The sequence below is a fragment of the Paraburkholderia saeva genome, assembly GCF_907164555.1.
Taxonomy (GTDB): domain Bacteria; phylum Pseudomonadota; class Gammaproteobacteria; order Burkholderiales; family Burkholderiaceae; genus Paraburkholderia; species Paraburkholderia saeva.
This window is the reverse complement of the sequence record NZ_CAJQZC010000004.1, coordinates 231033-255817: the sequence shown is the minus strand read 5'-3', so window position 1 is coordinate 255817 and position 24785 is coordinate 231033. Positions and strand designations below refer to the sequence as shown.

26 protein-coding genes are annotated in these 24785 nt (G+C 64.6%); 15 read left to right on the top strand and 11 right to left on the bottom strand.

The genetic code is table 11. From position 1 onward, the window contains the following. Nucleotides 1-20 precede the first annotated feature (20 nt). Both LPA36_RS12665 and LPA36_RS29445 read right to left on the bottom strand, forming a co-directional pair. On the bottom strand, nt 21-1841 hold the full coding sequence (locus LPA36_RS12665) for a methanol/ethanol family PQQ-dependent dehydrogenase (RefSeq protein WP_228876927.1): 1821 nt from the start codon (nt 1839-1841) through the stop codon (nt 21-23). A gap of 364 nt (nt 1842-2205) precedes the next feature. Then, a complete protein-coding gene (locus tag LPA36_RS29445; RefSeq protein WP_267478601.1) occupies nt 2206-2334 on the bottom strand; it encodes a hypothetical protein in 129 nt (42 codons plus the stop codon). Between LPA36_RS29445 and LPA36_RS12660 the strand changes: the two genes are divergently transcribed. The 9 genes from LPA36_RS12660 to LPA36_RS12620 all read left to right on the top strand — a co-directional run bounded on the left by LPA36_RS12660 (nt 2333) and on the right by LPA36_RS12620 (nt 10377). Continuing rightward, nucleotides 2333-2719 carry a 4a-hydroxytetrahydrobiopterin dehydratase gene (locus LPA36_RS12660; RefSeq protein ID WP_228876926.1) on the top strand — a complete coding sequence of 129 codons (387 nt, stop codon included), beginning with the start codon at nt 2333-2335 and terminating at the stop codon, nt 2717-2719. The two genes, LPA36_RS29445 and LPA36_RS12660, sit on opposite strands and share 2 nt — an antisense overlap. A gap of 190 nt (nt 2720-2909) precedes the next feature. Continuing rightward, complete coding sequence (locus tag LPA36_RS12655) at nt 2910-3953, top strand: beta-ribofuranosylaminobenzene 5'-phosphate synthase family protein (RefSeq protein WP_228876925.1); 1044 nt, start codon at nt 2910-2912, stop codon at nt 3951-3953. A gap of 128 nt (nt 3954-4081) precedes the next feature. Then, nucleotides 4082-5008 (top strand): NAD(P)-dependent methylenetetrahydromethanopterin dehydrogenase, encoded by a 927-nt coding sequence (locus tag LPA36_RS12650; protein ID WP_228876924.1) that lies wholly within the window; start codon nt 4082-4084, stop codon nt 5006-5008. A gap of 100 nt (nt 5009-5108) precedes the next feature. Continuing rightward, a complete protein-coding gene (locus LPA36_RS12645; RefSeq protein ID WP_407674278.1) occupies nt 5109-6272 on the top strand; it encodes an ATP-grasp domain-containing protein in 1164 nt (387 codons plus the stop codon). Beyond that, nucleotides 6253-7290: a methenyltetrahydromethanopterin cyclohydrolase gene (gene mch, locus LPA36_RS12640; RefSeq protein WP_228876918.1), complete on the top strand. Its 1038-nt coding sequence runs from the start codon at nt 6253-6255 to the stop codon at nt 7288-7290. Before LPA36_RS12645 ends, mch begins: the two co-directional genes overlap by 20 nt. Continuing rightward, nucleotides 7287-8315, top strand: a complete 1029-nt coding sequence (locus LPA36_RS12635; RefSeq protein ID WP_228876917.1) for an ATP-grasp domain-containing protein — start codon at nt 7287-7289, stop codon at nt 8313-8315. Before mch ends, LPA36_RS12635 begins: the two co-directional genes overlap by 4 nt. Beyond that, entirely contained in the window at nt 8302-9186 is an 885-nt protein-coding gene (locus tag LPA36_RS12630; protein ID WP_228876916.1) for a triphosphoribosyl-dephospho-CoA synthase, read from the top strand. Before LPA36_RS12635 ends, LPA36_RS12630 begins: the two co-directional genes overlap by 14 nt. Nucleotides 9187-9377: 191 nt before the next feature. Further along, nucleotides 9378-9887, top strand: coding sequence for a formaldehyde-activating enzyme (gene fae, locus LPA36_RS12625; RefSeq protein ID WP_228876914.1), 510 nt, complete (start codon nt 9378-9380; stop codon nt 9885-9887). A gap of 88 nt (nt 9888-9975) precedes the next feature. Continuing rightward, a complete protein-coding gene (locus LPA36_RS12620; RefSeq protein ID WP_228876913.1) occupies nt 9976-10377 on the top strand; it encodes a hypothetical protein in 402 nt (133 codons plus the stop codon). A gap of 69 nt (nt 10378-10446) precedes the next feature. Here LPA36_RS12620 and LPA36_RS12615 read toward each other — a convergent pair whose 3' ends face one another. Next, nucleotides 10447-10980 (bottom strand): dihydroneopterin aldolase, encoded by a 534-nt coding sequence (locus tag LPA36_RS12615; protein WP_228876912.1) that lies wholly within the window; start codon nt 10978-10980, stop codon nt 10447-10449. A 438-nt stretch (nt 10981-11418) separates the two neighbouring features. On the opposite strand from LPA36_RS12615, the gene LPA36_RS12610 reads away from it, so the two are divergent. Genes LPA36_RS12610 through LPA36_RS12600 form a run of 3 tightly spaced genes read left to right on the top strand, consistent with a single transcriptional unit; the run spans nt 11419 to nt 15490 of the window. Continuing rightward, the gene (locus tag LPA36_RS12610) at nt 11419-13533 is read left to right on the top strand and encodes a sigma-54-dependent Fis family transcriptional regulator (RefSeq protein ID WP_228876910.1); all 2115 of its coding nucleotides are present in this window, start codon (nt 11419-11421) and stop codon (nt 13531-13533) included. Then, the gene (locus LPA36_RS12605) at nt 13530-14129 is read left to right on the top strand and encodes a flavoprotein (RefSeq protein ID WP_228876909.1); all 600 of its coding nucleotides are present in this window, start codon (nt 13530-13532) and stop codon (nt 14127-14129) included. The genes LPA36_RS12610 and LPA36_RS12605 overlap by 4 nt, the downstream gene beginning before the upstream one ends. Continuing rightward, nucleotides 14108-15490 (top strand): DUF6513 domain-containing protein, encoded by a 1383-nt coding sequence (locus LPA36_RS12600; RefSeq protein WP_228876907.1) that lies wholly within the window; start codon nt 14108-14110, stop codon nt 15488-15490. The genes LPA36_RS12605 and LPA36_RS12600 overlap by 22 nt, the downstream gene beginning before the upstream one ends. A gap of 10 nt (nt 15491-15500) precedes the next feature. Here LPA36_RS12600 and LPA36_RS12595 read toward each other — a convergent pair whose 3' ends face one another. From LPA36_RS12595 to LPA36_RS12565, 7 genes are all read right to left on the bottom strand, one after another. After that, a complete protein-coding gene (locus LPA36_RS12595) occupies nt 15501-16055 on the bottom strand; it encodes a thioredoxin family protein (RefSeq protein ID WP_228876905.1) in 555 nt (184 codons plus the stop codon). A gap of 128 nt (nt 16056-16183) precedes the next feature. After that, entirely contained in the window at nt 16184-17221 is a 1038-nt protein-coding gene (gene fba, locus LPA36_RS12590; RefSeq protein ID WP_228876903.1) for a class II fructose-bisphosphate aldolase, read from the bottom strand. A gap of 34 nt (nt 17222-17255) precedes the next feature. Beyond that, nucleotides 17256-18128 carry a phosphoribulokinase gene (locus LPA36_RS12585; RefSeq protein ID WP_228876901.1) on the bottom strand — a complete coding sequence of 291 codons (873 nt, stop codon included), beginning with the start codon at nt 18126-18128 and terminating at the stop codon, nt 17256-17258. 61 nt (nt 18129-18189) lie between these two features. Then, nucleotides 18190-19287, bottom strand: coding sequence for a class 1 fructose-bisphosphatase (locus LPA36_RS12580; protein ID WP_228876899.1), 1098 nt, complete (start codon nt 19285-19287; stop codon nt 18190-18192). A 22-nt stretch (nt 19288-19309) separates the two neighbouring features. Continuing rightward, a complete protein-coding gene (cbbX, locus tag LPA36_RS12575) occupies nt 19310-20224 on the bottom strand; it encodes a CbbX protein (protein ID WP_228877503.1) in 915 nt (304 codons plus the stop codon). 84 nt (nt 20225-20308) lie between these two features. Beyond that, entirely contained in the window at nt 20309-20737 is a 429-nt protein-coding gene (locus tag LPA36_RS12570; protein WP_228876897.1) for a ribulose bisphosphate carboxylase small subunit, read from the bottom strand. 28 nt (nt 20738-20765) lie between these two features. Beyond that, nucleotides 20766-22265 (bottom strand): ribulose-bisphosphate carboxylase large subunit, encoded by a 1500-nt coding sequence (locus tag LPA36_RS12565; protein WP_228876896.1) that lies wholly within the window; start codon nt 22263-22265, stop codon nt 20766-20768. Between the two features lie 390 nt (nt 22266-22655). On the opposite strand from LPA36_RS12565, the gene pqqA reads away from it, so the two are divergent. The 3 genes from pqqA to LPA36_RS12550 all read left to right on the top strand — a co-directional run bounded on the left by pqqA (nt 22656) and on the right by LPA36_RS12550 (nt 24167). Then, nucleotides 22656-22730 carry a pyrroloquinoline quinone precursor peptide PqqA gene (gene pqqA / locus LPA36_RS29440; RefSeq protein WP_013342881.1) on the top strand — a complete coding sequence of 25 codons (75 nt, stop codon included), beginning with the start codon at nt 22656-22658 and terminating at the stop codon, nt 22728-22730. 113 nt (nt 22731-22843) lie between these two features. Next, the gene (locus LPA36_RS12555; RefSeq protein ID WP_228876894.1) at nt 22844-23446 is read left to right on the top strand and encodes a DUF447 domain-containing protein; all 603 of its coding nucleotides are present in this window, start codon (nt 22844-22846) and stop codon (nt 23444-23446) included. 34 nt (nt 23447-23480) lie between these two features. Continuing rightward, nucleotides 23481-24167: a (5-formylfuran-3-yl)methyl phosphate synthase gene (locus tag LPA36_RS12550; protein ID WP_228876888.1), complete on the top strand. Its 687-nt coding sequence runs from the start codon at nt 23481-23483 to the stop codon at nt 24165-24167. A 27-nt stretch (nt 24168-24194) separates the two neighbouring features. Here LPA36_RS12550 and LPA36_RS12545 read toward each other — a convergent pair whose 3' ends face one another. Beyond that, nucleotides 24195-24785 carry an amino acid kinase family protein gene (locus tag LPA36_RS12545; protein WP_228876886.1) on the bottom strand — a complete coding sequence of 197 codons (591 nt, stop codon included), beginning with the start codon at nt 24783-24785 and terminating at the stop codon, nt 24195-24197.

The window sequence follows — 24785 nt, the reverse complement described above, 5'->3', positions numbered from 1 at the left end:
TCCGGGCAGACATCAGGCGATCAGCCGCCAGCGCCGCCTGGAATGGCGAACACGAAGAGCGTGCCGCCGAGTGCCGTGTACTTCGCCAGTTCGCGATAGCCGCCGACCGCGCCCAGACCTTCCGTCGATTTCTGGAGGCCCGCGGCCATGCCGATACCTGCCCAGCCGCCGATGCCCGAATAGACGCCGACGAACTGCTTGCCCTGGTACTCGTACGTAAACACATTGCCGATGATCCCGGACGGCGTCTTGAACTTCCACAGTTCCTTGCCATCCTTGATGCGCACGGCCTTGATATAGCCTTCAAGCGTGCCGTAGAACGCGATGCCGCCAGCCGTCGCGAGCGCGCCCGACCACACCGAGAACTTCTCCGGCTTCGACCAGGCGATCTTGCCCTTCGCCGCATCCCACGCGATGAAATTGCCCATCGCGCCGTTTTCGTTCGGGCCCGGATACATCGACAGCGTCGCGCCCACGAACGGTTGACCGGATACGTATTCGACTTCGAACGGCTCATAGTCCATGCAGACGTGATTGGTCGGCACGAGGAACAGCTTCGATGCCGGGTCGAAGGCCGCCGGCTGCTGGTCTTTCGAACCGAGCGCAGCCGGGCAGATGCCCTTGACGTTGTGGTCCGGCCCGGCCTTCTGCGTCGAGTAGGTCGCGTTGCGCACCGGCAGACCCGACTTCACATCGACGCTATCCGCCCAGTTCACCGCCGGGTCGTACTTGTTGGCAACGAGCAGCTGGCCGGTTTCACGGTTCAGGGTATAGCCGAAGCCGTTACGGTCGAAGTGGACGATCGCCGGTGTCGTCTTCCCTGCAATCGGGATGTCCACGAGGATCATTTCGTTGACGCCGTCATAGTCCCATTCGTCGTGCGGGGTCATCTGGTACACCCACTTCGCCTGTCCGGTGTTCAGGTCACGCGCGAAGATCGACATCGACCACTTGTTGTCGCCGGGACGTTGCGACGGGTTCCATGTACCCGGATTGCCGGTGCCGTAGTAGACAAGATTGAGCTTTGGATCCCATGCGTACCAGCCCCACGTCGTGCCACCGCCCGACTTCCACTGATCGCCCTTCCAGCTCTTTAGCGACGAATCCGCGCCGATCGGCGTCATCTTGCCGTCCGACCACGTCATCGTCTTGTCGGGGTCCATCAGCATTTCCGCGTCCGGTCCCGTGCTGTACGCCTTCCAGACTTCCTTGCCGGTCTTGATGTCGTACGCGATCAGGCGGCCGCGCACGCCAAACTCGCCACCCGAAATGCCGGTAAGCACCTTGTCGCCGAATACGTGCGGCGCGTTGGTGTTGGTTTCACCCGCTTTCGGATTGCCGTTCTGCGCGGTCCAGACCACTTCGCCCGTCTTCGCGTTCAGCGCGACGAGTTTCGTATCGGCCTGCTGGAGGAAGATCTTGCCGTCGCCATAGGCGAGGCCGCGATTGACCGTGTCGCAGCACATCACCGAAATCACCTGCGTGTCCTGCTTCGGTTCGTATTGCCAGAGGAACGTCTGATCCTTCAGGTTGATTGCAATGACCTTGTTGGGAAACGGAGAGTGGATGTACATCGTGTCGCCGATGACAAGCGGTGAGCCTTCATGACCGCGCAGGACGCCCGTGGACATCGTCCAGGCCACCTGCAGTTTGCCCACATTGCTTTCGTTGATCTGCTTGAGTGGACTGTAGCGGTGATTCGAGTAATCCCCCGCCTGTGCCGCCCAGTTCGATGGGTTCTTGATCAGCGTGTCGAGCTGCGAATCGGCCTGTGCAACAAATGAATTCAGGGCCGTCGCCGCCACCACCGCCAGTCCGAGAACCAGGGTGCGTACGTTCATGTCTCCTCCAGATTGATGAAGCCGTCCGATTCGTCAATGACCGCGCTACCGTGTCGCTACGAGTGCGCCTGTCTCGTATGCGGGTAACGACCGTGCTTCGCCTGATTCGTCGCCAGGTTCTTGCTCCCGGAGAGCGTTCGCATATTCCATGCCGGAATGCTGTTTGCGCGCCTGACACGCGCTTTTCGCGGGAAAGTGACGCAACCGCCTGCCGCGTGCGATACACGCTCATTCGGAATGCGACACATACTGTGTCAAATACGCGATTCGTCATGCGTGCTGGCTGGCCCGCAAGCACACGCTGTCATGCGGCGACGCAGCACGGGAACGCGCCTTCGCGCCGTGCATGGGCGCGACATCCGCTTCACACGCCGCTCAGGGAAAACGCGAAGGAGACCTCGCAGTCGCGCAGCACGCAGCCGGACGACTGGCGCACTGCTTGCAGCGCTTTCTGATCCACCCTGAATAGCCAGACGACGGAGACCTGCACCATGACTCAAGCCGAACACGTGTATTCCGACGAGGAGATCCAGCAACGTCTGCAGGGTCTGTTGCAGCACTGGTACCTCGACGATGGATGGCTGCGCCGCAAGTTCAAGACTGAAAGCTGGAAAGGCACGCTGATGGTGGTGAACACCGTCGGCCACCTTGCTGAAGCGGCGTGGCATCACCCGGACCTGAACGTCTCGTATGCGTTTGTCGTCGTGAAGCTGAAGACGCACTCGGCCAAAGGCATCACCGACAAGGACTTCGCGCTCGCCACGAAAATCGAGGAAGTGATCCAGTGGCAGCCAGGCCGTGAAGGTGGCCCGCTCGAAGGCACCCCTGCCGACGACCAGCGTTTTCGCTACATCAAGTACGACGCGCCGAAGGCCTGAGCGCAGCGCACGTGGCGAACGCCCGGTGCGCGGCTCTGGTACGGCTCTTGCCTTGAAGTCTCCGGCGTGCGGTCCGCGTGACACGCGAGATGTGAGGTGATCCGCGCCACGATGCGCGCGATTCGCGCGAGGCGTGGGTCGTCGCCAGTCCTGAGGCCGCCCGCGCCCCTGCCAACGAGGAACGCTCACGATGCAGATTCAATCCGGAGGCCTTGCCCCGCTGTCGGCCGTGACGATCGACGCGCCCGCGCGTCTTCATCTGGGCTTTCTCGATCCGAACGGGTCGCTTGGGCGCGCGTTCGGCAGCGTCGGCCTCACCATCGACGAACGCGGCACGCGCGTGACGATGCGGCTCGCGGATGCGATGCGCGTCGAAGCCACGCGTAGCGACGCTGAACGCGTGCGCGTCGAACGCTATGTGGAGACGCTGCGCGCTGCGTGGGACGGCCCCGCTGTTTCCGTCGACGTACAGCGTGCGCCGCGCGCGCATACCGGTCTGGGCTCGGGCACGCAGCTCGCGCTTGCGATCGGCACCGCCTATGCGCGCCTCGCGGGCCGCTCGCCCGGCAGCGCGGAAATCGCCCGCATGCTGGGGCGCGGCACGCGCTCGGGCATCGGCACGCTCGGCTTCGATCATGGCGGCTTCCTGGTCGACGGCGGACCCGCGCAAGGTCATGGTCCCGCCGGCGAGGCACATACCGAAGCGCCTCCGCTCCTGTTCCGCCAGCCGTTTCCGGACGCATGGCGCATCCTGCTCGTCGACGACACCACGCGCGAAGGCCTGCATGGCGAAGCCGAAAAACGCGGCCTCGCGTCGCTCGCGCCGTTTCCACAGGCACTCGCCGCCCACGTGTGTCATCTCGTGCTGCTGCGCATCCTGCCCGGCATCGCGGAAAGCGACTTCGACGCCTTCGCCGACGGCATCACCGAGATGCAGCAGACGATCGGCGAATATTTCGCGCCCGTGCAGGGCGGCGTGTTTTCGAGTCCCACCGTTGCTGCCGCGCTCGAAGCGGTCGCAACGCGGCAGACCGCCGGCATCGGTCAGACCTCGTGGGGGCCGACCGGCTTCGCGTTCGTGCGCAGTGCGGAAGAAGCCTCAGGCGCGCTCGCCATCGCCCAGGAAGCGACGCGCGGCAGGCCCGGCGTCGCGTGTTCGATTGTCACCGGCCGCAATCGTGGCGCGACATTGCGCGCCGTCGACCTGCAGCAATGCGGGATCGGCGCGCCATGACGCGCCCCGGCCTTAGCGGTCGCGCTTCGCCGTCTCGCGCCTCACCTGATGCGATCCGCGAGCGTTGCGCCCCCCTGTTCCGTCGCCCGGCCCCGCGCGGGACGTCCACCTGAAACGAGCCTACGTCCATGCCCGAAGCCACTGAAAGGCCTTATATCCTGCACATGTTCACGGCCACGCCGCAGATGAGCCCGTTCGACGTCAACATGGCCGCCGACGCCGGCTACCAGATCGTCGTGCCGTACTGCAACGTCGGCGAAGAAAGTGTCGTCCAGCTCACGCAGGACGCGATCTTTTCGCGCGGACCGAAAGGCGTGTCGCGCACCGGCATCTTTATCGGCGGGCGCGACGTGATGCTGGCCGCCGACATGCTCGACCTCGCGCGTCAGGCGATGGTGCCGCCGTTCGAAGTGTCCGTCTTCGCGGACCCAAGCGGCGCGTACACGACAGCGGCCGCGCTGGTTGCACTTGTCGAGCGTCATCTGAAGCAGGAACACAAGGCCGAACTCGACGGCAAGCGCGTACTGATTCTTGGCGGCACCGGCGCCGTGGGACGCGTTTCGGCGGCGATGGCGGCCTCGCTCGGCGCGGATGTCGTGATTGCGAGCCACACGAGCCGCGCACGCGCCACGCAGGTGAGCGACGAAATCAACCGCCGCTTCGATATCGCCACCTCGGGCGTCGCGACAGGCTCGCCCGCGGATCTGCATGCGGCGCTCGCCCGCGCGGAAATCGTGTTCGCAACGGCAGCGGCCGGCGTGCAACTGATGACCGCCGCCGATCTCGCGCACGCGAAGCATCTGCTGATCGCCGCCGACGTCAACGCGGTGCCGCCCGAAGGCATCGCGGGCGTGAACGTGATGGACGACGGCAAGCCGCTCACGGGCTCCGCGCGTCACGACGCGATCGGCATCGGCGCGCTCGCGATCGGCAACGTCAAGTATCAGGTCGAGCACCGGCTTTTCGTGCGCATGCGCACAGGCGGCAAGCCCGTCTATCTCGGCTTTCCCGAAGCGTTCGACGAAGCCCGCGCGATCGCCTCCGGCAACGCCTGAACGGACCGCGTTCATGCCATCGACGGGGTCATTGCAGCCGGCCGTGAAGCCCGCACTTTCGCGCACGCCCTACGTCGCGGTCGTGGGACTGTCGGCGCGGATGCTCGCACAATCGGCGGCACGCGCCGGCTTCAACGTCATCGCGCTCGATATGTTCGGCGACCGCGATACGCAGCAGCACGCGTGCCTCTGGTTCGATATCGGCGACGGCAGCGGCGCGTTGCGGATCGATCGCGACCGGCTCCTCGATGCACTCGCGCGCGTCGCGCGCATCCCTCACCTGCTCGGGTTCATTGCGGGCAGCGGTATCGAACCGCTTGCCGGTGCACTGCAATGCGCGCCGCACATGCCGCATTTTCTCGGCAACAGTGCAGAGGCCTGTGCCGCCGTGCGCGACCCGCAGCGCTTTTTCCCGCTGCTGGATACGCTCGATATCGCGCATCCGGCCGTGACGTTCACGCGACCCGCCGATGGGCAGGCCGGCTGGCTCGTCAAGCATGCGAACGGCTGTGGCGGCATGCATGTGAAGCCCCTCGACGCGTCCGCGCAAAACGAAGCCGCTGCCGGCACCTATTTTCAACGCCTCGTTACCGGCCACCCGATGTCGGCGCTGTTCATCGCGGCGCGCCGCGAAGCGGTTGTCGTCGGCTACGCGAAGCAGCTCGTCATGAACGCGGGCGCGCTGCCCTTCGTGCATGCGGGATCGACCGGTCCCGTCGATCTGCCTCGGAACGTTGCCGGAAAAGTCGATGCGGCAATCCGGGCGATCGTCGCGCGCGTCGGGCTGACCGGCATCAACAGTATCGACTTCATGCTCGACGGCGAATCGGTACAGGTGCTGGAGATCAACGCGCGTCCATCGTCGACGATGGCGCTGTACGAACGGGCGTGGCCCGCACTGTGGCCGCGCGGCCTGATCGCCTGTCACATCGATGCGTGTCTGCACGGCAAGTTCCCCGAGTTCGTGCGCGGGCATGCCATGCCGCCCGATCGAACCGGCCCCCATGCCGGCCAGCGTGTGCTGTTCGCGCCGCACGGCTTTACCGTCACGCAGGCGTTCAGCGACGCCTGCCTTGACGATCCGGTCTGTCGCGACGTCCCGCAGCCGGGGACGCGCATCGAAGCCGGCCAGCCGGTCTGCACGCTGGAAGTCACCGCGCGTTCGGCCGACGACGTCCCGCATGCGCTGGAACGTGAACGCACGCGTCTTCTGCAACGTATCGCAACCTGTCACGAGAGCGCCCATGACGTCATCCCCGGCTGATCCTTCCGGCACGCCGTCCGGCCCGCCGTCCACGCCCGCGCTGAGCGTCAACGCACTCAGCGCGCCGCTCGTCGCGCAACTCATCGACGAAGCGGCACAACTGCGTGTCGCGACAACGCGCACCGACGCGGGCACGGTCATCGTCGATGCGGGCATCGAGGCACCAGGCAGCATCGAGGCCGGGCTGCTGGTTGCGCGCATCTGCATGGGTGGCCTCGGACATGTAACCACGCACATGAACGCGGAGGCGGAGCCGTTCTGGCCGGTCACGATCGACGTGCGGACGTCGTCGCCGGTAATCGCCTGCCTCGGTAGCCAGTACGCCGGCTGGAGCCTCTCGGCGACGAAGGAACAGACGGGCGGCAAGAAGTTCTTTTCGCTCGGCTCGGGACCGGCGCGCGCGCTGGCCGGCAAGGAGGATCTCTTCACTGAACTCGGCTATCGCGACCGGCACGACCGTGGCGCGCTGGTGCTGGAAGTGGACCGCCTGCCGCCGCCCGTCGTCATCGACAAGGTCGTGCGCGACTGCGGCCTCGCGCCAGAGCGGCTCACGCTGATCGTCACGCCGACACAGGCTGTAGCGGGGACGGTACAGGTCGTTGCGCGCGTCGTCGAAGTTGCGCTGCACAAGACGCACGTACTCGGTGTCGATCTGCACGAGGTCGTCGAGGCAAGCGGCGCGGCGCCGCTGCCGCCGCCCGCGCCCGACGGTATTCAGGCGATGGGCCGCACCAACGACGCCATCCTGTACGGCGGGCGCGTGCATCTCACCGTGCGACAGGATGCGGTTGCGAGACGTCTGGCGGCGGAACTGCCTTCCTCGAATGCACGCGATTACGGGCGTCCGTTCGCGGAGATCTTCGCGTCGTTCAACTACGATTTCTACCAGATCGACGCGGCGCTCTTTGCCCCGGCGGAAGTGTGGGTCAGCAGCCTTGAAAGCGGCGCGACGCATCACGGCGGACGCGTCAACGCGGCGCTGCTGCAGGCGCAATGGGGCGCGAGGGGCACGCCATGAGCAGCATGCCTGACCTTGTGCCGTCAACCGGCCTGCGCGTCGCGATCATGACCGACGAGACCGGCTGGCACACCACGCGACTCAGGCGCGCGTTTCGCGCGCGCGGCGTCGAAGCCCGCTGCGTCGATCTCGCGGATTGCCGCATCGACACGACGTGGGCGCCGTACGGGCTCGCGCTGCCCGGCTTCGGCCATACGCTGCCCGACGCGGTGTTCGTGCGCGGCATCGCGGGCGGCACGTTCGAACAGGTGACGCTGCGTCTCGGCATCCTGCACGCGCTGCGCGAATGCGGCGTGCCGGTCTACAACGACGCGCGCGCGATCGAACGCAGCGTCGACAAGTCGATGACGAGTTTCCTGCTCAACCGTCACGGTGTACCCACGCCAGCGACGTGGGCCGCCGAATCGACGGCCTGCGCGCAGCGCGTGCTGATGCGCGAGGCCGCCGCCGGCCGTCAGGTCGTGCTCAAGCCGCTGTTCGGATCGCAGGGCAAAGGCCTGCGCCGGCTCGGCGCCGTGGCTGGTCGAGGGCGCGGACACGCTCACGCGGGCGGCACGCTCATACCGTTGCCGCCGCTTGGCGCGTACCGGCATGTGGCGTATCTGCAGCGCTATGTCGATGGCGGGCCGCAGGGCTTCGACTGGCGCGTGCTCGTGGTCGGCGGGCGTGCCGTCGCGGCCATGCGGCGAACCGGCGGGAAAGGCTGGATTCACAACTTCGCGCAGGGCGCCACGTGTGTGCCCGCTACGCTCGACGACCCGCTCGCCGACATCGCCGTGCGCGCAACGATCGCGCTCGGCCTTGACTATGCGGGTGTCGATCTGATCCCCGATCCCGACGACGCGTCGTGCCCGCTCGTGCTGGAAGTCAACGGTGTCGCGGCGTGGCGCGGCCTGCAATCGGTGACGTCGCAGGATATCGCCGCGTTGCTCGTCGACGATCTGCTGGATCGCAAGCTCGCCGCTTCGCGTGATGGAGCGCTCAACGCCGTGCCGCTCGCAGGCGGCGGTCATGCAGGCGTCTGACGAAGTCACCGACGCACGCGCACGGGCCGCGTTCCTGCGCGCCTGCCGGCTCGACGTCGAAACGGCGAAGCCCGGCAACGTCAGCGTCGAGAGCGCAGGACACGGCATGACATCGGTGCTTTTCATCGAAAGCGCGACGGCGGCAGCGAACGCATTGTTTAGCCGCAGTGCAGCAATCGGCGCGCGCATTTTCGAGGCGGTCACGCTGACGCGCGCACGCGTCGCCTGCAATACGAACCTTGGCATCGTGCTGTTGATCGCGCCGCTCGCGGCCGCGCTCGAAACAACGCCCGCCCCGCCCGACGCCGCTTCCTGGCAGGCCGCCACCGGGGCGGCCCTCGCCGCGCTCGATATCGACGACGCACGCGCGGCGTACCGCGCGATCGCGCTTGCGAACCCGGGCGGTCTGGGCGACGCGCCCGAGCAGACGGTCCACGCGGAACCCACGGTGTCGCTGCGCGAAGCGATGATGCTCGCCGCCGCGCGCGACAGCATCGCGCGTCAATACGCCGAAGGCTTTCGCGACGTGTTCGACATCTACCGCGCCGCGGCGCGTGAATGGCCGCACGAAACGCCGGCACCCGTCGTCACACTCGATGTGTTTCTCACGTACCTGAGCCGCTGGCCCGATTCGCACATTGTGCGCAAGCACGGTGAGACGGTGGCGCAAAGTGTCACGCGCGAAGCACAGCGTCTGCACGCGCAATGGCGCCTCGAGCGCCGCGAAGCGCCCCACGCGAACAACGCAATGGCAGCGAAAGCGCTCGCCCGCTGGGACACGGAACTGAAAGCGCGCGGCATCAATCCGGGCACGAGCGCCGACCTGACGGTCGCGACGCTCTTTATCGACGGCGTACTCAACGGCATCTGAAGGGCAACCGGTACGCCCGGACACACGCACGTGATGCAGTGCGGCACACATCGTGGGCCCGATTGGCACGGAACATGTTAGGAACACCTGGCTTAGCGTGGCGCTCTTCCACGTCTTGCGCGGCCGTCTTTGCGGCGTCGCGAATTGAACGCAGTCCGACACATCCTGTACACAATCACTGGAGGAACAGCATGGCCAAGATCAACCGCGTCATGGTAGGAGAGTCGCTGGTCGGCGACGGCAACGAGGTTGCGCACATCGATTTGCTGATCGGACCGCGAGGTTCTGCTGCCGAGACCGCGTTCTGCCACGCGCTAACGAACAACAAAGACGGCTTCACGTCATTGCTGGCAGTTGTCGCGCCGAACCTGCTTACCAAGCCGAACACCGTGATGTTCAACAAGGTGACGATCAAGGGTGCGAAACAGGCCGTGCAGATGTTCGGCCCGGCGCAGCATGCGGTCGCGCTCGCGGTGGCCGACAGCGTCGAAGACGGCACGATCCCGAAGGACGAAGCAGACGACCTGTTCGTATGCGTCGGCGTCTTCATCCACTGGCAGGCCGACGACGACAAGAAGATTCAGGAGTACAACTACAAGGCGACCCGCGAAGCGATCCAGCGCGCGGTAGCCGGCGAACCAAGCGCGGCGGAGGTAGTCGCGAAGAAGGCCGGCGCCGCCCATCCGTTCGCGGCCAACTAGGCGCAAAACCCGCCAGAGCGGCGGCGAGACCCGCATCGAGCCTCGCCGCGGCGAACGCAGATCGATGCATTGACAACGAGGTTCCGGCATGACTTCACCCTGTCGCGCGCTGCTGGTGCTCGCGTGCTGCGTGCTGGCTGTGGCGCCGGCGGTTTCGCCCGCGCAGAACGCGGCGCAAGGTCACGACTATCCCACCCAGGGACGGGTCGAATACGTGCTCGGCTGCATGGACGACAACGGCCACGACTTCGCCAACGTCTACAAGTGTTCATGCGCCATCGACCATATCGCGGCCGCGCTGCCGTATGACGATTTCGTTGAGCAGTCCACGTTCGCGAAGTATGCGACGCTCGGCGGCGAAGGCGGCGCCGAATTCCGCGTCGACCGGGCGCGGGCGCAGTCGAAGAAATTCCTCACGCTGCAGTCCGAGGCCTATAAGGTCTGTGGCGTCAGCAAGACCGCGGCAGCCGCGGCGCCGGCAAACAAATAGCGTTGAGGCGCGCGGCCTCGCGGACCGGTCGCTGCCGTGTCGTTCATGACACGGCCGGCGATCTCATGCTCAGTCGGGAATCAGCCCTTCACCAAGCGAAGTCCACGTCGCGAACGCCGCGGCACGTGCGCCACGGTCACGTCTGCGCTCGATCAGCACGCCGACCGATTCGACGTCGTCGAATTTGGCGGGTTTTGCGAGCGAAACCCGCACCCAGTGCGCGCCGAAATCCGCGATCAGCAGTTGCGCGACCCGTTCCGCGAGCGCTTCGAGCAGTTGCACACCGTGCGTTTTGAGCAGACCGTGCAGCGCTTCGCGCACGGCTGCATAGTTGATCGTGTCGTCGATGCGATCCGTCACACATGCGCGGATCGACGGCACGCCGATCGCGAGACTCATGCGCACAGGCTGCGGTGCATGCAGTTCCGATGTGTCGATGCCGATCACCGTCTGGCCTGTGAATCCTTCGATATAGACAATATCCATCGGTGCCGCGACCTCATCCGTCATGGAAAATCCGTCAACCGCATGCTGCACTGCGGCATCGGAAATGCGGGAAACTGCGGAAAAACCGCTATGGCGAATTGCGTCGAAACGGTCCATGGTGTGTCCTCTAACGTGTTAGAACCCGCGCGTTCCCGCGGATGGGGCGATTGCTCAGCAGTGCGCCGGACACAATGCGCCGTTTATGGCGCATAACGCGGCGCATAAACGGAACGTACTGCGCGGAAATCGTGCCGCGCCCTGAAGCGTGCTGCTAGCCCAAGCAAATTCCGGGCGCGCTGGCGCACACTGGTACGACTATTTATTGAACACAGGCGCTATCGGTTGTAGAGTTTTGACAGGGTGACGTCAGCGTATGTATACGCTCGCTGGAAAGCGCGCGTTCACCTGTGAATGCCGAACAGAATTGGCCTGGTTGACGCGCATGCGTGCCTCGAGACACAGCAGCGCGAGGGGGAAACCAATACAGATACGCGCCGGGGAGGCGTCACGCAACGGGCGTGGCGCATGCGCCGGACGCCACGGAGACAAGGCCCCATGTCGTCGCTTGCAGACATCAACACGCATGTCAGGGAAGTGCTCAGTACCGTCCATCACCAGGTGGCGACGCGGCCCACCAGTGCCTCGGTGGCGCAGTCATGGGCGCGCTGCCTGAACGAGTTCAGGCTCGATCCCGCGCATTTCGTGATGCCCCCCATTCTCACGCAGCAGGAACTGGCCGCGCGGCGCGATGCCGCAAGCGACCTGATCGCCTGCTCGAAGCTCGAAATGACCACGCTGTACCAGCAACTGGCCGATCCCGAGCTATCCGTCGTGCTGGTCGATGCCGAAGGCGTGATCGTGCATCAGGTGTCGTCGGTTCCGTTCGGCGAAGCGGTGGCCGCCGACGGCCTGCGTGTCGGCGCGCTGTGGAGCGAACGCGAAGCGGGCACGAACGGCATGGGCACGTGTCTCGCCGAGCGCGAATGTATTGCGGTTTACCAGCACGAACATTTCTACCCGCGTTACACGTCGCTCACGTGCTCGGCCGCACCGATCTTCGACGATCGCGGCGCGGTGGCAGGCGTGCTCGACGTGACGAGCCGCTCGAAGCTCTTGCAGCAGCATTCGCTGGTGCTCGTCGGCATGTCGCGACAGATGATCGAAAACCGGCTGATCGATGCGCGCTACCGTCGCGCGCACATGATCCATTTTCATAGCCGCCCCGAATTCGTCGGCACCCTGCATGCGGGCAAGCTCGCCGTGAGCGACCAGGGCGTCGTGCTGGCAGCGAGCCGCAGCGCCCTCTTCCAGCTCGATTACCGCTCGCACGCGGAGCTCGTCGGCAAGCGCATCGAGGAAGCGTTCAATTCGTCGCTGGAAGACATGATCGCGCGCAGTATCCGCGGCTCGTTCCATCCGGTGACCGTGTACAGCGCGAGCGCCAACAACCGCTTCTTCCTGATCGCGCAGACGCCGCGCGACGCCACCGACACGGCGACACGCATCCTGATGACCGATCCGTCCACGCGCGACTATCCGGCCGGCACACGCAACCGGAGCGTCAAGACACGCGACACGCGCGAAGCGCGAGATGCAGGCGGCGCCCGCGACCAGACAAGCCGGCTCGACAAGCTCTCGCATCTGGAATTCGGCGACCCCGGCATGGCTTCGCAGATCCAGCTCGCGGCGCGCGTGATCCAGCGAAAGATTCCGATCATCCTGCGTGGGCAGACCGGCACCGGCAAGGAAGTGTTCGCGACCGCGCTGCACAGCATCAGCCCGAACAGCGCAGGCGCGTTCGTCGCGGTGAACTGCGCATCGCTGCCGGAAAACCTGATCGAAAGCGAGCTGTTCGGCTATCGCGCGGGCGCGTTCACGGGCGCACAGCGCGAAGGCAGGCGCGGCAAGATCGTGCAGGCAAACAGCGGCACGCTCTTTCTCGACGAAATCGGCGACATGCCGATGGCGCTGCAGGCGCGGCTTTTGCGCGTGCTCGAAGAACAGGAAGTCACGCCGCTTGGCTCGGAAGTCACGGTCAAGGTGGATTTCCAGCTGATCAGCGCGAGCCACCGCAACCTGATGGAACTCGTGCAGAACGGCCAGTTCCGCGAAGACCTGTATTACCGGCTGAACGGCATCGAAATCAATCTGCCCGCGCTGCGCGATCGCGCCGATGCGCTCGCGCTGATCCATCACATCCTCGAAAGCGAAGCGGACGCGCCGCCCACGCTCAGCGCGGAAGCCCAGCGCGCGCTCCTCGCTTATGCGTGGCCAGGCAATATCCGGCAGTTGCGTCACGTGCTGCAGATGGCGATGGCGCTGTGCGATGGCGGCGAAATCCGCTGCGCACATCTGCCCGCGGAGATCTGCCGCGGTGTTGCCAGCGCGATGGACGCCACAGGCACGCAGAGCCCATCGGGCAATGCGCGTGCAACAGGGCTTTCCAGCGCTGCCGCACCGCCGCATGTCAGCGACGACGCCGACATCTCGACGCTCAATGCGATCCAGCTGAAAGAGCGTGAAACGGTGCTGGCGCTTCTCGACGAACATCGCTGGAACGTCAGCAACGTCGCGAAGGGGCTCGGCATCAGCCGCAACACGCTGTACCGGAAGATGCACCGTCTGCAGATCCGGCTCTCTCACGACGGGTCTTCGCCTGCCGACGCATGAACGCACCCACCCCCGCTCGCCGGCTCGACGAGTTCAAGCCCGACGCGCGGTTTGCGTGGTGCGTGACCGGCTCGGGTCACATGCTCGAAGAATCGATCGACCTCGCGCTCAAACTGCCGGGCGTCGATCTGTTCCTGTCAGCCGCCGGCGAAGAGGTCTTGCCGCTCTACGGCTGGACCATCGCGAAACTACGCGAGCATTTTCGCGTGGTGCGCGACAACAGCGCGAGCAGCGTGCCCGTCGGCATGATCTACAACGGCGAGTATCACACCGTCATCATCGCGCCCGCGACGAGCAATACCGTCGCGAAGTGCGCGTTCGGCATTTCGGATACGTTGCCGACCAATCTCTTCGCGCAGGCCGGCAAGCAATGTGTACCTGGCATTGTTTTCGCATGCGATACGGCGCCGAGCGTCATCACACAGACCCCGCATGAGTGGGTCGAAGTGCGCCCGCGGGCGATCGAACTGGAGAACGTCGAGCGCCTCGCGCGGATCGAGTACACGACGGTGGCGCGCTCGCTCGACGAACTCAGGGCGGCGCTCGAACAACGGCTGTCCAACCTCAAGCTTGCATGGATCACATCGTCTTCCTGACGGGCAGACTGGCCGAGAAAAGCCTGAAGCAGGTGCTGGAAGGCATGGCGCCCACGCCGTTCACGTGGGAAATCCGCGAAATCGGCCTGCAGGTGGCCGGCCTCATGACCACCGACATGATCCTGCGCCGCGTGCCGAAGCCGCTTCGCGCGAGCCGGATGGTCGTGCCGGGCCGCTGCCGCGGCGACCTCGACGCGTTGCGTGCGCATTTTGATGTGCACGTCGAACGCGGCCCTGAAGAGGTCAAGGACCTGCCGCAGTTCTTCGGCCGCGAAGCCCGGCGCTTCGATCTGAGCCGCCACGACACGGCGATTTTCGCGGAAATCGTCGATGCGCCGAGGCTCGATCTCGACGGCATCGCGACGCGCGCGCAGCTTTACGCGGCCCAGGGCGCGGACGTGATCGACATCGGTTGCCTGCCGGAGACGCCGTTCCCGCATCTCGAAGACGCCGTGCGCATGCTGAAGGAACGCGGCTATCGCGTGAGCGTCGATTCGATGCACACCGACGAACTCGTGCGCGGCGGGCGCGCGGGGGCCGATTATCTGATGAGCCTGAATCTCGACACACTGTGGGTCGCCGACGAAGTCCCCGCGACGCCCATTCTGGTCGCACGCGAGCCGCGCGATCCGGCTTCGCTCGATGCGGCCATTGAAGCGATGATCCAGCGTGGCCGCGCGTTTCTCGCCGATCCCATTCTCGATCCGATACCGTTTGGTCTTGCCGCGTCGATTGCACGCTATGTCGCGCTGCGCGAGCGCTATCCGCACATCGACATCATGATGGGCGTCGGCAACGTCACGGAATTGACCGAAGCGGATACGAGCGGGATCAACGCAGTGCTACTCGGCATGGCGGCGGAACTTCATGTGAGCGCGATCCTGACGACGTCCGTCAGCCTGCACGCGCGCCGCGCGATCCGCGAAGCCGATGTTGCACGGCGCGTGATGTATGCGGCCCGCGAGGCGCAGGTGTTGCCCAAGGGCATTTCCGGCGACCTTTCCGCGCTGCACGCAAAGCGCCCATTCCCGTACGACGCCAGGGAAATCGACGAAGTGGCGAGCGCCGTGCGCGATCCGAATTTCCGCGTGCAGGTCGCGGCCGACGGCATCCATGTCTACAACCGCGACGGCCATCAAACCGCCTGCGATCCGTTTGCGCTTTATCCGGGGCTCAAGCTCGAAGCCGACGGCGGTCACGCGTTCTATATGGGCGTGCAGCTCGCACGCGCTGAAATCGCGTGGCAACTCGGCAAGCGCTTCGATCAGGACAAGGCGCTCGACTGGGGCTGCGAAGTCGATCGCCCCGAAGAAGACCTCAGCGCATGGCACGCACCCGGCGTGACGGTCAAAAAACGCTAACAGTCAGCGGTTATCGGCCCGCTTTCCATTTGATCGAGCATCCCAGCGCAGGAAACTGCGGCCCCTCAGCTTCACCGGCTTTCGCGATTTCGCGCATCGCTTCGAAGAGATCGCGCCTTGCATCCGGAACCGGCGCATTGCGCGACGCGTCGACGCGCCCGCGATAACGCAGCTTCAACGCTGCGTCGTAACCAAAGCACTCCGGCGTGCACACCGCGCCGTAAGCGTGCGCGACCTGTTGCGATTCGTCGTACAGGTACGGAAACGGCAGCTTCCATTGCGCGGCGAATTCCACCATCCGCTCGAACGCATCGTCTGGATACGCCGCGGCATCGTTCGAACTGATGCCGACCACGTTGACGCCGAGCACCGCGAGTTCCTGCGCGTCCCGTACCAGATGCGGCAGCGCACCTCGCACGTACGGGCAGTGATTGCACATGAATACGACGACGAGGCCCTGCTCGCCGCGCACGTCATCGAGTGTCAGCGTGCGTCCGTCCGTGGCGGGCAGCGAAAAGGCGGGCGCAAACGCGCCCAGTTCACCTGCGGGAGATTCAGTTGCCATCGTGCGCTCCTGTTCCAGTCAAGCCAGCGGGATCCTGAACCGCCAGAATACGCACATTCGTCCATTCCTTCAGGGCGCCACGTGCCCTGGCGCATGACGCCCGCTTTCGCACTGCGCGGTTCGAAAGATCAGTGGTAACGCCGCGCCATCGCATCGAGCGCAAGCGGCCTGATGCGGTCGGCCTGCCCCGCGCATCCGAACGCCTGAAAGCGGTCGATGCAGAGATCGCGTGCCGCGGCCGTCGCGGCCTTCAGCGCGTGCCGTGGGTCGAATTCCGCGCGCGCCGATGCCATCGCCTTGCGCATCGCGCCCGTCATCGCGAGGCGGATATCGGTGTCGATATTGACCTTGCGCACGCCGTTCGCAATACCGCGCTGGATTTCCTCAACCGGCACGCCCCACGTCGCGGAAATCTCGCCGCCGAATTCGCGTATCGTCGCGAGCCATTCCTGCGGCACGGAAGACGACCCGTGCATCACCAGATGCGTATCCGGAAGGCGCCTGTGAATGTCGACGATGCGATCGATCGCCAGAATGTCGCCGGTCGGCTGGCGACTGAACTTGTACGCGCCATGCGAGGTGCCAATCGCGATGGCGAGTGCGTCGACGCCCGTCGCTTCCACAAACGCGCACGCCTGCTCCGGATCGGTCAGCAGATCGTCGCGCGTGAGTTTGCCCGCTGCACCGACGCCGTCTTCTTCCCCCGCTTCACCCGTTTCGAGCGAGCCCAGACAGCCGAGTTCGCCTTCGACCGAAACACCGACCGAATGCGCCGCCTCGACCACACGCCGGCTCACTTCGACGTTGTAGTCGTACGTAGCCGGCGTTTTCTGGTCGGGCAGGAGCGACCCGTCCATCATCACCGACGTAAACCCCGAACGGATCGCCTGCTGGCACACGGACGGGCTCGCGCCATGATCCTGGTGCAACACCACCGGAAGATCCGGATGCGCCTCGATCGCGGCCAGCACGAGGTGACGCAGATAGGGTTCGCCCGCGTATTTGCGCGCGCCCGCCGACGCCTGCAGGATCACCGGGCTGCGGGTTGCATCGGCGGCCTGCATGATGGCCTGGATCTGCTCCATGTTGTTGACGTTGAACGCCGGAACGCCATAGCTGTGCTCTGCCGCGTGATCCAGCAGCTGTCGCAATGCGATGAAAGCCATCACACCCTCCTTGAAGTTAACCGGAAATCTGTCGTCAGGCACGCGCGCGGCGATCGATCAGCTGCAGGATCATCGGCGTGAAAATCAGCTGCATCGCGAGCCCCATCTTGCCGCCGGGCACCACGATCACGTTCGGGCGCGACATGAAAGAGTCACGCAGCATCGTCAGCAGATACGGAAAATCGATGCCTTTGGGCCGCGCGAACCGGATCACGACAAAGCTTTCGTCGGCGTTGGGAATCTCGCGCGCCGTGAAGGGATTCGAGGTATCCACGGTCGGCACGCGCTGGAAATTCACATGCGTGCGCGAGAACTGCGGGCAGATGTAGTTCACGTAGTCGGGCATGCGCCGCAGGATCGTATCGACGACGGCCTCATGCGAATAACCACGCATCGTCTGGTCGCGATGCAGCTTCTGGATCCACTCGAGATTGATGATCGGCACGACGCCCACCAGCAGATCCGCATGCCGCGCGACGTCCACCTTTTCCGTCACCACCGCGCCGTGCAGGCCCTCATAGAACATCAGGTCGGTCTTTTCCGGCACGTCCATCCAGGGCGTGAAGGTGCCCGCGTCCTGGTTGCATGCGGCGGCTTCGGCGTCATCGTGCACGTAGCGGCGAAACTTGCCATTGCCCGCCTCGCCGTAACTCGCGAACAGCTGCTGAAGCTCTTCGAGCAGATTCGCTTCAGGGCCGAAGTGGCTGAAGTTCAGTGCGCCATCGCGTTCGCTCTGCCTGAGCGCTTCGCGCATGCCCTTGCGGTCGAAACGATGAAACGCATCGCCTTCGACGATCTGCGCGTTGATGCGTTCGCGCCGGAAAATGTGCGTGAAGCTCTTCATGACGGTCGTCGTACCGGCGCCGCTCGAACCGGTCACCGCGATGATCGGATGTCTGACTGACATGCGCGTCTCCCTGAGTCTGTAATCTGCTCATACGAATCGCAAGCGCGTTTCTGCCCGATCGCTACGCGGGTGTTTCAGGCAGAAAGAGCGAGCGTTCATTGAAGAGCGGCGAGCTGAACGGCTTGTCCTCGCCGCGGTCGTATTCGTCGTGATAGCGGCCGATGCGGGCCACTTCATTGCGCGAGCCGAGAATGACCGGGACACGCTGATGCAGCCTGGCCGGCACCACGTCGAGAATCCGCTCGCGCCCGGTGATCGACTGGCCGCCCGCCTGCTCGACCAGAAAGCTCATCGGGCTCGCCTCATACAGGAGACGCAGGCGCCCTTCCATCGCGGGCGTCTTGAAGTCGCGCGGATACATGAAGACGCCGCCGCGCATCAGGATGCGATGCACCTCCGCCACCATCGAGGCGATCCATCGCGTGTTGAAATCCCGCGCGCGGCAGCCGCTGCGGCCCGCCTTGCATTCCTGCACGTAGCGGCGCACGGGCGGCTCCCAGAAGCGTTCGTTCGATGCGTTGATCGCGAACTCGCCGGTGTCCTCTGGAATGCGGATATCGGAATGCGTCAGCACGAAGTTGCCGACTTCGCGCTCCAGCGTGAAGCCATGCGTGCCGGTGCCGACCGACAGCACCAGCATCGTCGAGGGTCCATAGATCGCGTAGCCGGCCGCGACCTGCTCGTTGCCGGGCCGCAGGAACGCGCTTTCCGTGACAGGCGCGTCGCGCTGGTCGTCACGCACACGTGTCACCGAGAAAATCGATCCCACCACGCCATTGATGTCGATATTCGACGAGCCGTCGAGCGGATCGAACGCAAGCAGATAGTCGCCGCGCGGGTACGTTTCCGGTATCGCGTAAACCTCGTCCATTTCCTCCGACACCATGCCCGCCAGCAGGCCGTCCCACTCGCAGTGCTGCAGGAAGATCTCGTTGGTCATGAGGTCGAGTTTCTGCTGCTCCTCCCCGTGCGTGTTGACCGACTGCGCCGCGCCGTAATTGCCGCCCAGCGCACCTTTGGTCAGCGCGCCGGAGATCGTCTTGATCGATGCGGCGACGTCGATCAGAAGCGCGGACAGGCCGGGCGCCGATACGGAAGCGGGCTGGCGGTCGAGCGTATCGATAAGAAACTTCGAGAGCGTGGTGCGTCCGTCCTGCATGGCAATCTCCTCAGGAAACGATTCAGGCCGGCAACGGCCGCGCTGCCGTCATTTCGGCAAACACGCGGCTCGCCCGGATATCCTCCGCGGAGAGGAGCGTCAGCGCGGCCGCATCCGCAGGCGCGCCGCCTTCCAGCGCGCGGGCGAAGAGCCGGTTAGCCTGGCGCAGACGCGAGCGGTCCAGCGCGTTACGCACCGAGCGCGCGTTGGCGAAGTTCGGCTGACGGATGCGGCGATCCAGGTATTCGCTGAATGCGGCGCGCGATGCGTCATCGAGCCGGTAGTGCATCTTCGCCAGCATGCGTTCGGCGATGTCGAGCAGTTCCGCCGCGTCGTAGTCGGGAAACGTGATGTGATGCGCGATCCGCGAGCGAAAACCGGGATTGCTCTGAAAGAAGGTCTCCATCCGCGCTTCATAGCCGGCGAGAATCACCACCAGATCGCTACGCTGGTTTTCCATCGTCTGCAGCAGGATCTCGATGGCTTCCTGCCCGTAATCGCGTTCGTTCTCGGGGCGGTACAGGTAATACGCTTCGTCGATGAACAGCACACCGCCCATCGCGCGCTTGAGCACATCGCGGGTTTTCGGCGCGGTGTGACCGATGTACTGGCCCACGAGATCGTCACGCGTCACCGAAACGAGATGATTGCGTCGGATATAGCCAAGGCGGTGCAGCACTTCAGCCATGCGTAGCGCCACCGTCGTCTTGCCCGTCCCCGGATTACCCGAAAAGCACATATGCAGTGTCGGCGCCCCGCTTGCAATCCCCAGCGTTTCGCGTGCGCGTTCGACAATGAGATGTGCGGCAATCTCGCGGATGCGGGTTTTCACGGGCGTGAGGCCGACCAGATCGTGATCGAGTTCGGCCAGCACGTCGCCAATGCCCGAGCCGCGAAAAAGACCGACGAGGTCGACCGTCTCATGCGTAGCGGGCATTTGCGCGCACTGCACTGTCGCGGGCAGATCGAGTTCGGCATCGACGGTCATGTGCGCTTCTCCAGTTGCCTGCGGTTACGGTATTCACTGCGACGACGGATAACGCTCGCCTGCCGGGCGATCCGACGCGTAGGTCTTCATGCTGTAACGCTGCACCCGTCCCTGCGCTTCCGCGCGCTCCAGCCGGAAACCCGGTTCGACCGCCGGCCGGTTGACGATGAACGACATGCGCATTGTCTCGAAGCCGCGCACCGAATCGAACGCATTGACCTTGATGTAGTGCTGCGGGTACGCCTTGCGGCACGCATTCACCTCCTGCAGCACGCCCGCCGCATCGCGCAGGTCGAACATCGGCAGACCCCACATGTCCCAGTACGTGTTGCGCGGATGGGGATCGTCGGTGAATTCCACCGAACAGGACCAGCCTTCGCGTAACGCGTAGTCGATCTGCAAACTGATTTCCGCGTCGGTGAGTTCCGGCAGAAACGAAAAAGTCCCTTGAGTGATTCGCATGGCATGGTCTCTTCAGTTCAGATAACGGTCAGGCCGCGGTCGGCGTTGCGGCGAAATCGGGTGTATCGGTCGACGCGTAGTTGAACGTGACGTCGCGCCACGTATCGAGTGCCTGCTTGAGCGGCGTGCACCAGCGCGCAGCGGCTTCGAGCAGTTCCGGGCCTTCATTGACGATGTCGCGCCCTTCGTTACGCGCCTTGACGATCGCTTCAAGCGCGACGCGGTTTGCCACCGCGCCCGCCTGAATGCCGCCCGGGTGTCCGATCGTGCCGCCACCGAACTGAAGGATGGCGTCGTCGCCGAACAGATCGATCAGCTGATGCATCTGTCCCGCGTGAATGCCGCCGGACGCAACCGGCATCACCTTGCGCAAACCGGCCCACGGCTGGTCAAAGAAGATGCCGCGCGACAGATCGACCGCGTTGTGCGATGCGCGGCACACGTTGTAATAGCCCTGCACCGAAAGCGGATCGCCTTCGAGTTTTCCGACCGCCGTGCCCGCATGCGCGTGATCGACGCCCGCCATGCGCAGCCACTTCGCGATCACGCGAAACGAGATGCCGTGATTGCGTTGTCGCGTGTACGTGCCGTGCCCCGCGCGATGCAGATGCAGGATCATGTCGTTGCGACGCGCCCATTTGGACATCGACTGGATCGCCGTCCAGCCGATCACGAGATCGATCATCACGATGCACGAGCCCAGCTGCTTCGCGAATTCGGCCCGCTCGTACATGTCTTCCATCGTGCCGGCCGTCACGTTCAGGTAATGGCCCTTCACTTCGCCGGTCTCGGCCTGCGCACGATTGACCGCCTCCATCGCAAACAGATAGCGGTCGCGCCAGTGCATGAATGCCTGCGAGTTGATATTCTCGTCGTCCTTCAGAAAATCGAGGCCGCCCTTGAGCCCTTCGTAAACCACGCGGCCATAGTTCTTGCCCGAAAGGCCGAGCTTCGGCTTGACCGTTGCGCCCAGCAGCGGACGCCCGTATTTGTCGAGCCGTTCGCGCTCGACCACGATGCCTGTCGGCGGCCCCTGAAACGTCTTCAGGTAGGCGACGGGAATGCGCATGTCTTCGAGCCTTAGCGCCTTCAGCGGCTTGAACCCGAACACATTGCCGATGATCGACGCAGTGAGATTCGCAACCGAGCCTTCTTCGAAGAGATCGAGTTCATACGCGATGTAAGCAAAGAATTGCGGCTCGGATGCGCTCGAAGCGGGCACGGGTTCCACGCGATATGCCTTTGCGCGATACATGTCGCACGCGGTGAGCCGGTCGGTCCACACGACCGTCCACGTCGCGGTCGACGATTCGCCGGCGACGGCGGCCGCCGCCTCTTCCGGTTCGACGCCGGGCTGCGGCGTGATACGAAAGAGCGCGATCACGTCCGTGTCTTTCGGTGCGTAATCCGGTTGCCAGTACCCCATTTCGCGGTACTTCATGACACCGGCTGCATAGCGGGAACGCGGATCCGCTGCATTGCGTTCGCGCGTTGCGGGCTCGACGGCGGCCTTGCTGAAGTCGTTCATGAACTGTCCTCGATGGTTGGAGACGCACCCGGCGATGCAGACCGAAACGTGATGCGGTCAATGCTTTCGATCCGCATCCCTGTCTGCAATGTAGGCGTGCCCCTCCGCGAAGGGAATTCACGAATTTCTTCGCCATCCCTAAGCGATTCTTTGGCTCGCGTCGCGATCGATGCGTGCACAACCGCCAAAAACTCGTATGATGGTGAAACACTTTGCTGCGTTTCTGCGACAGTAAGGCACGGAGGGTGTCGAGCCACGCAACGAAGTTCCCAGTGTCCGCTTCACTGTGCTGTTTCTGGCACGGCGCTTGCGTGATTTCCGGTGCTGATCCGTTCCGGCGCGGTTTCATGTGTCGGCGGCGAAAGCCCCAACCAACCTTGGAGGATGACTATGCAGTGGACGACACCGAGTTACACCGATATGCGTTTTGGTTTCGAAATCACGATGTATATCGCAACCCGTTAATCCCGCACGCGCCGCCTTTGCGCGGCTGCCGTGCGGCATTGCAGTCAGTCAGTTAACTTTCTGTTAGCAAACCGCCGGCTCGTAGTCCGCCGCAACGTCCAGCGTTCCCCGCCATGATTTTCGAAACGATCGTTACGACTGCGGCGCGCGACGGCCGGCCTCACATTGCACCCATGGGCGTGCGCTTCGAAAACGGGCGCGCGATCCTCGCGCCGTTCAGACCCTCCGCCACGCTTGAGAACATCCTGGCCACCCGCGCCGCCGTGATCAACTTCACGACCGACGTGCGGGTATTCGCGGGCTGCGTGACAGGCTACGCGTATGAGTGGCCGGTTTCGCCCGCCACGCGCGTGGCGAGCGTGCGGCTCGACGGCGCGCTCGCGCACACCGAACTGGAACTCGACGAAGTCCGCGACGATACCCAGCGCCCCACGCTCTACATGCGCCCTGTGCATCAGGAAACGCATGCACCGTTTCCTGGTTTTAACCGCGCGCAGGCGGCGGTTGTCGAAGGCGCGATTCTCGTCAGCCGGCTTTTCATGCTGCCGGCCGGGAAGGTCGATAACGAAGTCGCGTATCTGAAGATCGCCATCGATAAAACCGCAGGCGACGCGGAACGTGTCGCGTGGGCATGGATCATGGATGCGATTGCGCGTTATCGCGCGCAGGCAGGCAAGACGTCGAACGCATCACCGGATACTTCGCGCGCCGCCTGATGCACCGCAGCAAAGCCGTTTTCTGGAGACTTCCATGACCGCACTGCTTGCGAGCGTCCGCTCGTACGACGAAGCGCACGATGCCGCCCGGGCCGGCGCCGAGCTCATCGATCTGAAAGAGCCCCGCGAGGGCGCGCTGGGCGGCATACCTGTCGACGAAATCGCGCGCATCGTGCAGGCGCTGCGCGGCCGGTTTCCGGTCAAGCCGATCAGCGCGACAATCGGCGACGTGCCCAACGATGCGCTCGACGATATCGCCGCGCGCGTAATCGACGTCAGCAATGCGGGCGTCGATTACGTGAAGGTCGGTGTCACGGCGGGACCTTCGGCGCGGGCGTGCCTCGCGCATCTCGCGAACCTGCCGGCCGCCGTGGTACCGGTGCTGCTGTGCGATGAAGGCGTCGACGCCGCGCTGTCCGACTATGCGGCGGGGCTGGGTTTTGCCGGCATCGTCTTCGATACCGCGAACAAGGACGGTCGCGCGCTGTTCGATCGCGTCGATATGGCCACGCTTGCGCGCTGTCTTGCGACGATCGGCGCGCATGGCGCGATGACGGGTGTGGCGGGCTCGCTGGGCTGGGCGCAGCTCGCGCAGATCCATGCGCTCAAGCCCGATATCGCGGGTTTTCGCACGGCGCTTTGCACCGAAGGCCGCTCGGCGCGACTCGATCCGGGGCACGTCGCGCGCTGGGCCGATGCGCTGCATCGCGCGCCGCAGTAACACGCGCCTCGCACGCCATATGCCGCGTCAGGCGGCCGGCACGTGCAGCAGCCGGTCGCGCATCAACGCCACATCGCGGCGGTTCAGCAGTTCCACCACGTAGTTCGCGTCGGTGACGTGATCGACAAAGCGCGTATCCAGCACGCCGTCCTGCGTCAGGGCGGCGAGCGGCGCGCCCGCCTCCACCTCGCAGGATTTCACGACGATCAGGCGCTCTGCGTTGAGCGTCGTCGAAAGCCACGCGGCGAGGCTGTCCGACGTGGTGTCCCAGTTGGTCATCTCGTCGGGTGCGTCGCGCATCAGGCCGGTCGGCACCCACACGGCGACATGTCCGTCACGCAATGCGCGGCGGATGCGTTCTTCGTTTGCAGCCAGCACGAGTTCGGGCCGCAGCCCCTGCATCAGGATCGCGTACTGTGTCATCGCGAGCAGGCACATGTTGTGGGCTGCCAGGTCGTCGAAACACCATTCGCTCTGGTACTGGCGAACCTTGTCGGCGAAATCGCCGCCACCCGGCACGATCACCACGCGACCGCCGCCGAGCTCCCAGAGTTGCGTCAGCCATTCACGCAACAGCGGGTCGTGGCTGAGGCTTCCGCCGATTTTCACCACCCACAT

Bases quoted from the DNA above. Each gene is read 5' to 3' on its own strand.
- LPA36_RS12615 (WP_228876912.1), bottom strand. From the start codon at position 10,980: ATGGACCGTTTCGACGCAATTCGCCATAGCGGTTTTTCCGCAGTTTCC.
- LPA36_RS12630 (WP_228876916.1), top strand. From the start codon at position 8,302: ATGCAGGCGTCTGACGAAGTCACCGACGCACGCGCACGGGCCGCGTTC.
- LPA36_RS12650 (WP_228876924.1), top strand. From the start codon at position 4,082: ATGCCCGAAGCCACTGAAAGGCCTTATATCCTGCACATGTTCACGGCC.
- LPA36_RS12635 (WP_228876917.1), top strand. From the start codon at position 7,287: ATGAGCAGCATGCCTGACCTTGTGCCGTCAACCGGCCTGCGCGTCGCG.
- mch (WP_228876918.1), top strand. From the start codon at position 6,253: ATGACGTCATCCCCGGCTGATCCTTCCGGCACGCCGTCCGGCCCGCCG.
- LPA36_RS12665 (WP_228876927.1), bottom strand. From the start codon at position 1,841: ATGAACGTACGCACCCTGGTTCTCGGACTGGCGGTGGTGGCGGCGACG.
- LPA36_RS29445 (WP_267478601.1), bottom strand. From the start codon at position 2,334: ATGGTGCAGGTCTCCGTCGTCTGGCTATTCAGGGTGGATCAGAAAGCG.
- LPA36_RS12550 (WP_228876888.1), top strand. From the start codon at position 23,481: ATGACCGCACTGCTTGCGAGCGTCCGCTCGTACGACGAAGCGCACGAT.
- LPA36_RS12580 (WP_228876899.1), bottom strand. From the start codon at position 19,287: ATGCAGGACGGACGCACCACGCTCTCGAAGTTTCTTATCGATACGCTC.
- LPA36_RS12570 (WP_228876897.1), bottom strand. From the start codon at position 20,737: ATGCGAATCACTCAAGGGACTTTTTCGTTTCTGCCGGAACTCACCGAC.
- cbbX (WP_228877503.1), bottom strand. From the start codon at position 20,224: ATGCCCGCTACGCATGAGACGGTCGACCTCGTCGGTCTTTTTCGCGGC.
- LPA36_RS12660 (WP_228876926.1), top strand. From the start codon at position 2,333: ATGACTCAAGCCGAACACGTGTATTCCGACGAGGAGATCCAGCAACGT.
- LPA36_RS12620 (WP_228876913.1), top strand. From the start codon at position 9,976: ATGACTTCACCCTGTCGCGCGCTGCTGGTGCTCGCGTGCTGCGTGCTG.
- LPA36_RS12565 (WP_228876896.1), bottom strand. From the start codon at position 22,265: ATGAACGACTTCAGCAAGGCCGCCGTCGAGCCCGCAACGCGCGAACGC.
- LPA36_RS12655 (WP_228876925.1), top strand. From the start codon at position 2,910: ATGCAGATTCAATCCGGAGGCCTTGCCCCGCTGTCGGCCGTGACGATC.
- LPA36_RS12645 (WP_407674278.1), top strand. From the start codon at position 5,109: ATGCTCGCACAATCGGCGGCACGCGCCGGCTTCAACGTCATCGCGCTC.
- LPA36_RS12585 (WP_228876901.1), bottom strand. From the start codon at position 18,128: ATGTCAGTCAGACATCCGATCATCGCGGTGACCGGTTCGAGCGGCGCC.
- LPA36_RS12595 (WP_228876905.1), bottom strand. From the start codon at position 16,055: ATGGCAACTGAATCTCCCGCAGGTGAACTGGGCGCGTTTGCGCCCGCC.
- fba (WP_228876903.1), bottom strand. From the start codon at position 17,221: ATGGCTTTCATCGCATTGCGACAGCTGCTGGATCACGCGGCAGAGCAC.
- LPA36_RS12555 (WP_228876894.1), top strand. From the start codon at position 22,844: ATGATTTTCGAAACGATCGTTACGACTGCGGCGCGCGACGGCCGGCCT.
- LPA36_RS12610 (WP_228876910.1), top strand. From the start codon at position 11,419: ATGTCGTCGCTTGCAGACATCAACACGCATGTCAGGGAAGTGCTCAGT.
- fae (WP_228876914.1), top strand. From the start codon at position 9,378: ATGGCCAAGATCAACCGCGTCATGGTAGGAGAGTCGCTGGTCGGCGAC.
- LPA36_RS12605 (WP_228876909.1), top strand. From the start codon at position 13,530: ATGAACGCACCCACCCCCGCTCGCCGGCTCGACGAGTTCAAGCCCGAC.
- LPA36_RS12545 (WP_228876886.1), bottom strand. From the start codon at position 24,785: ATGTGGGTGGTGAAAATCGGCGGAAGCCTCAGCCACGACCCGCTGTTG.
- LPA36_RS12600 (WP_228876907.1), top strand. From the start codon at position 14,108: ATGGATCACATCGTCTTCCTGACGGGCAGACTGGCCGAGAAAAGCCTG.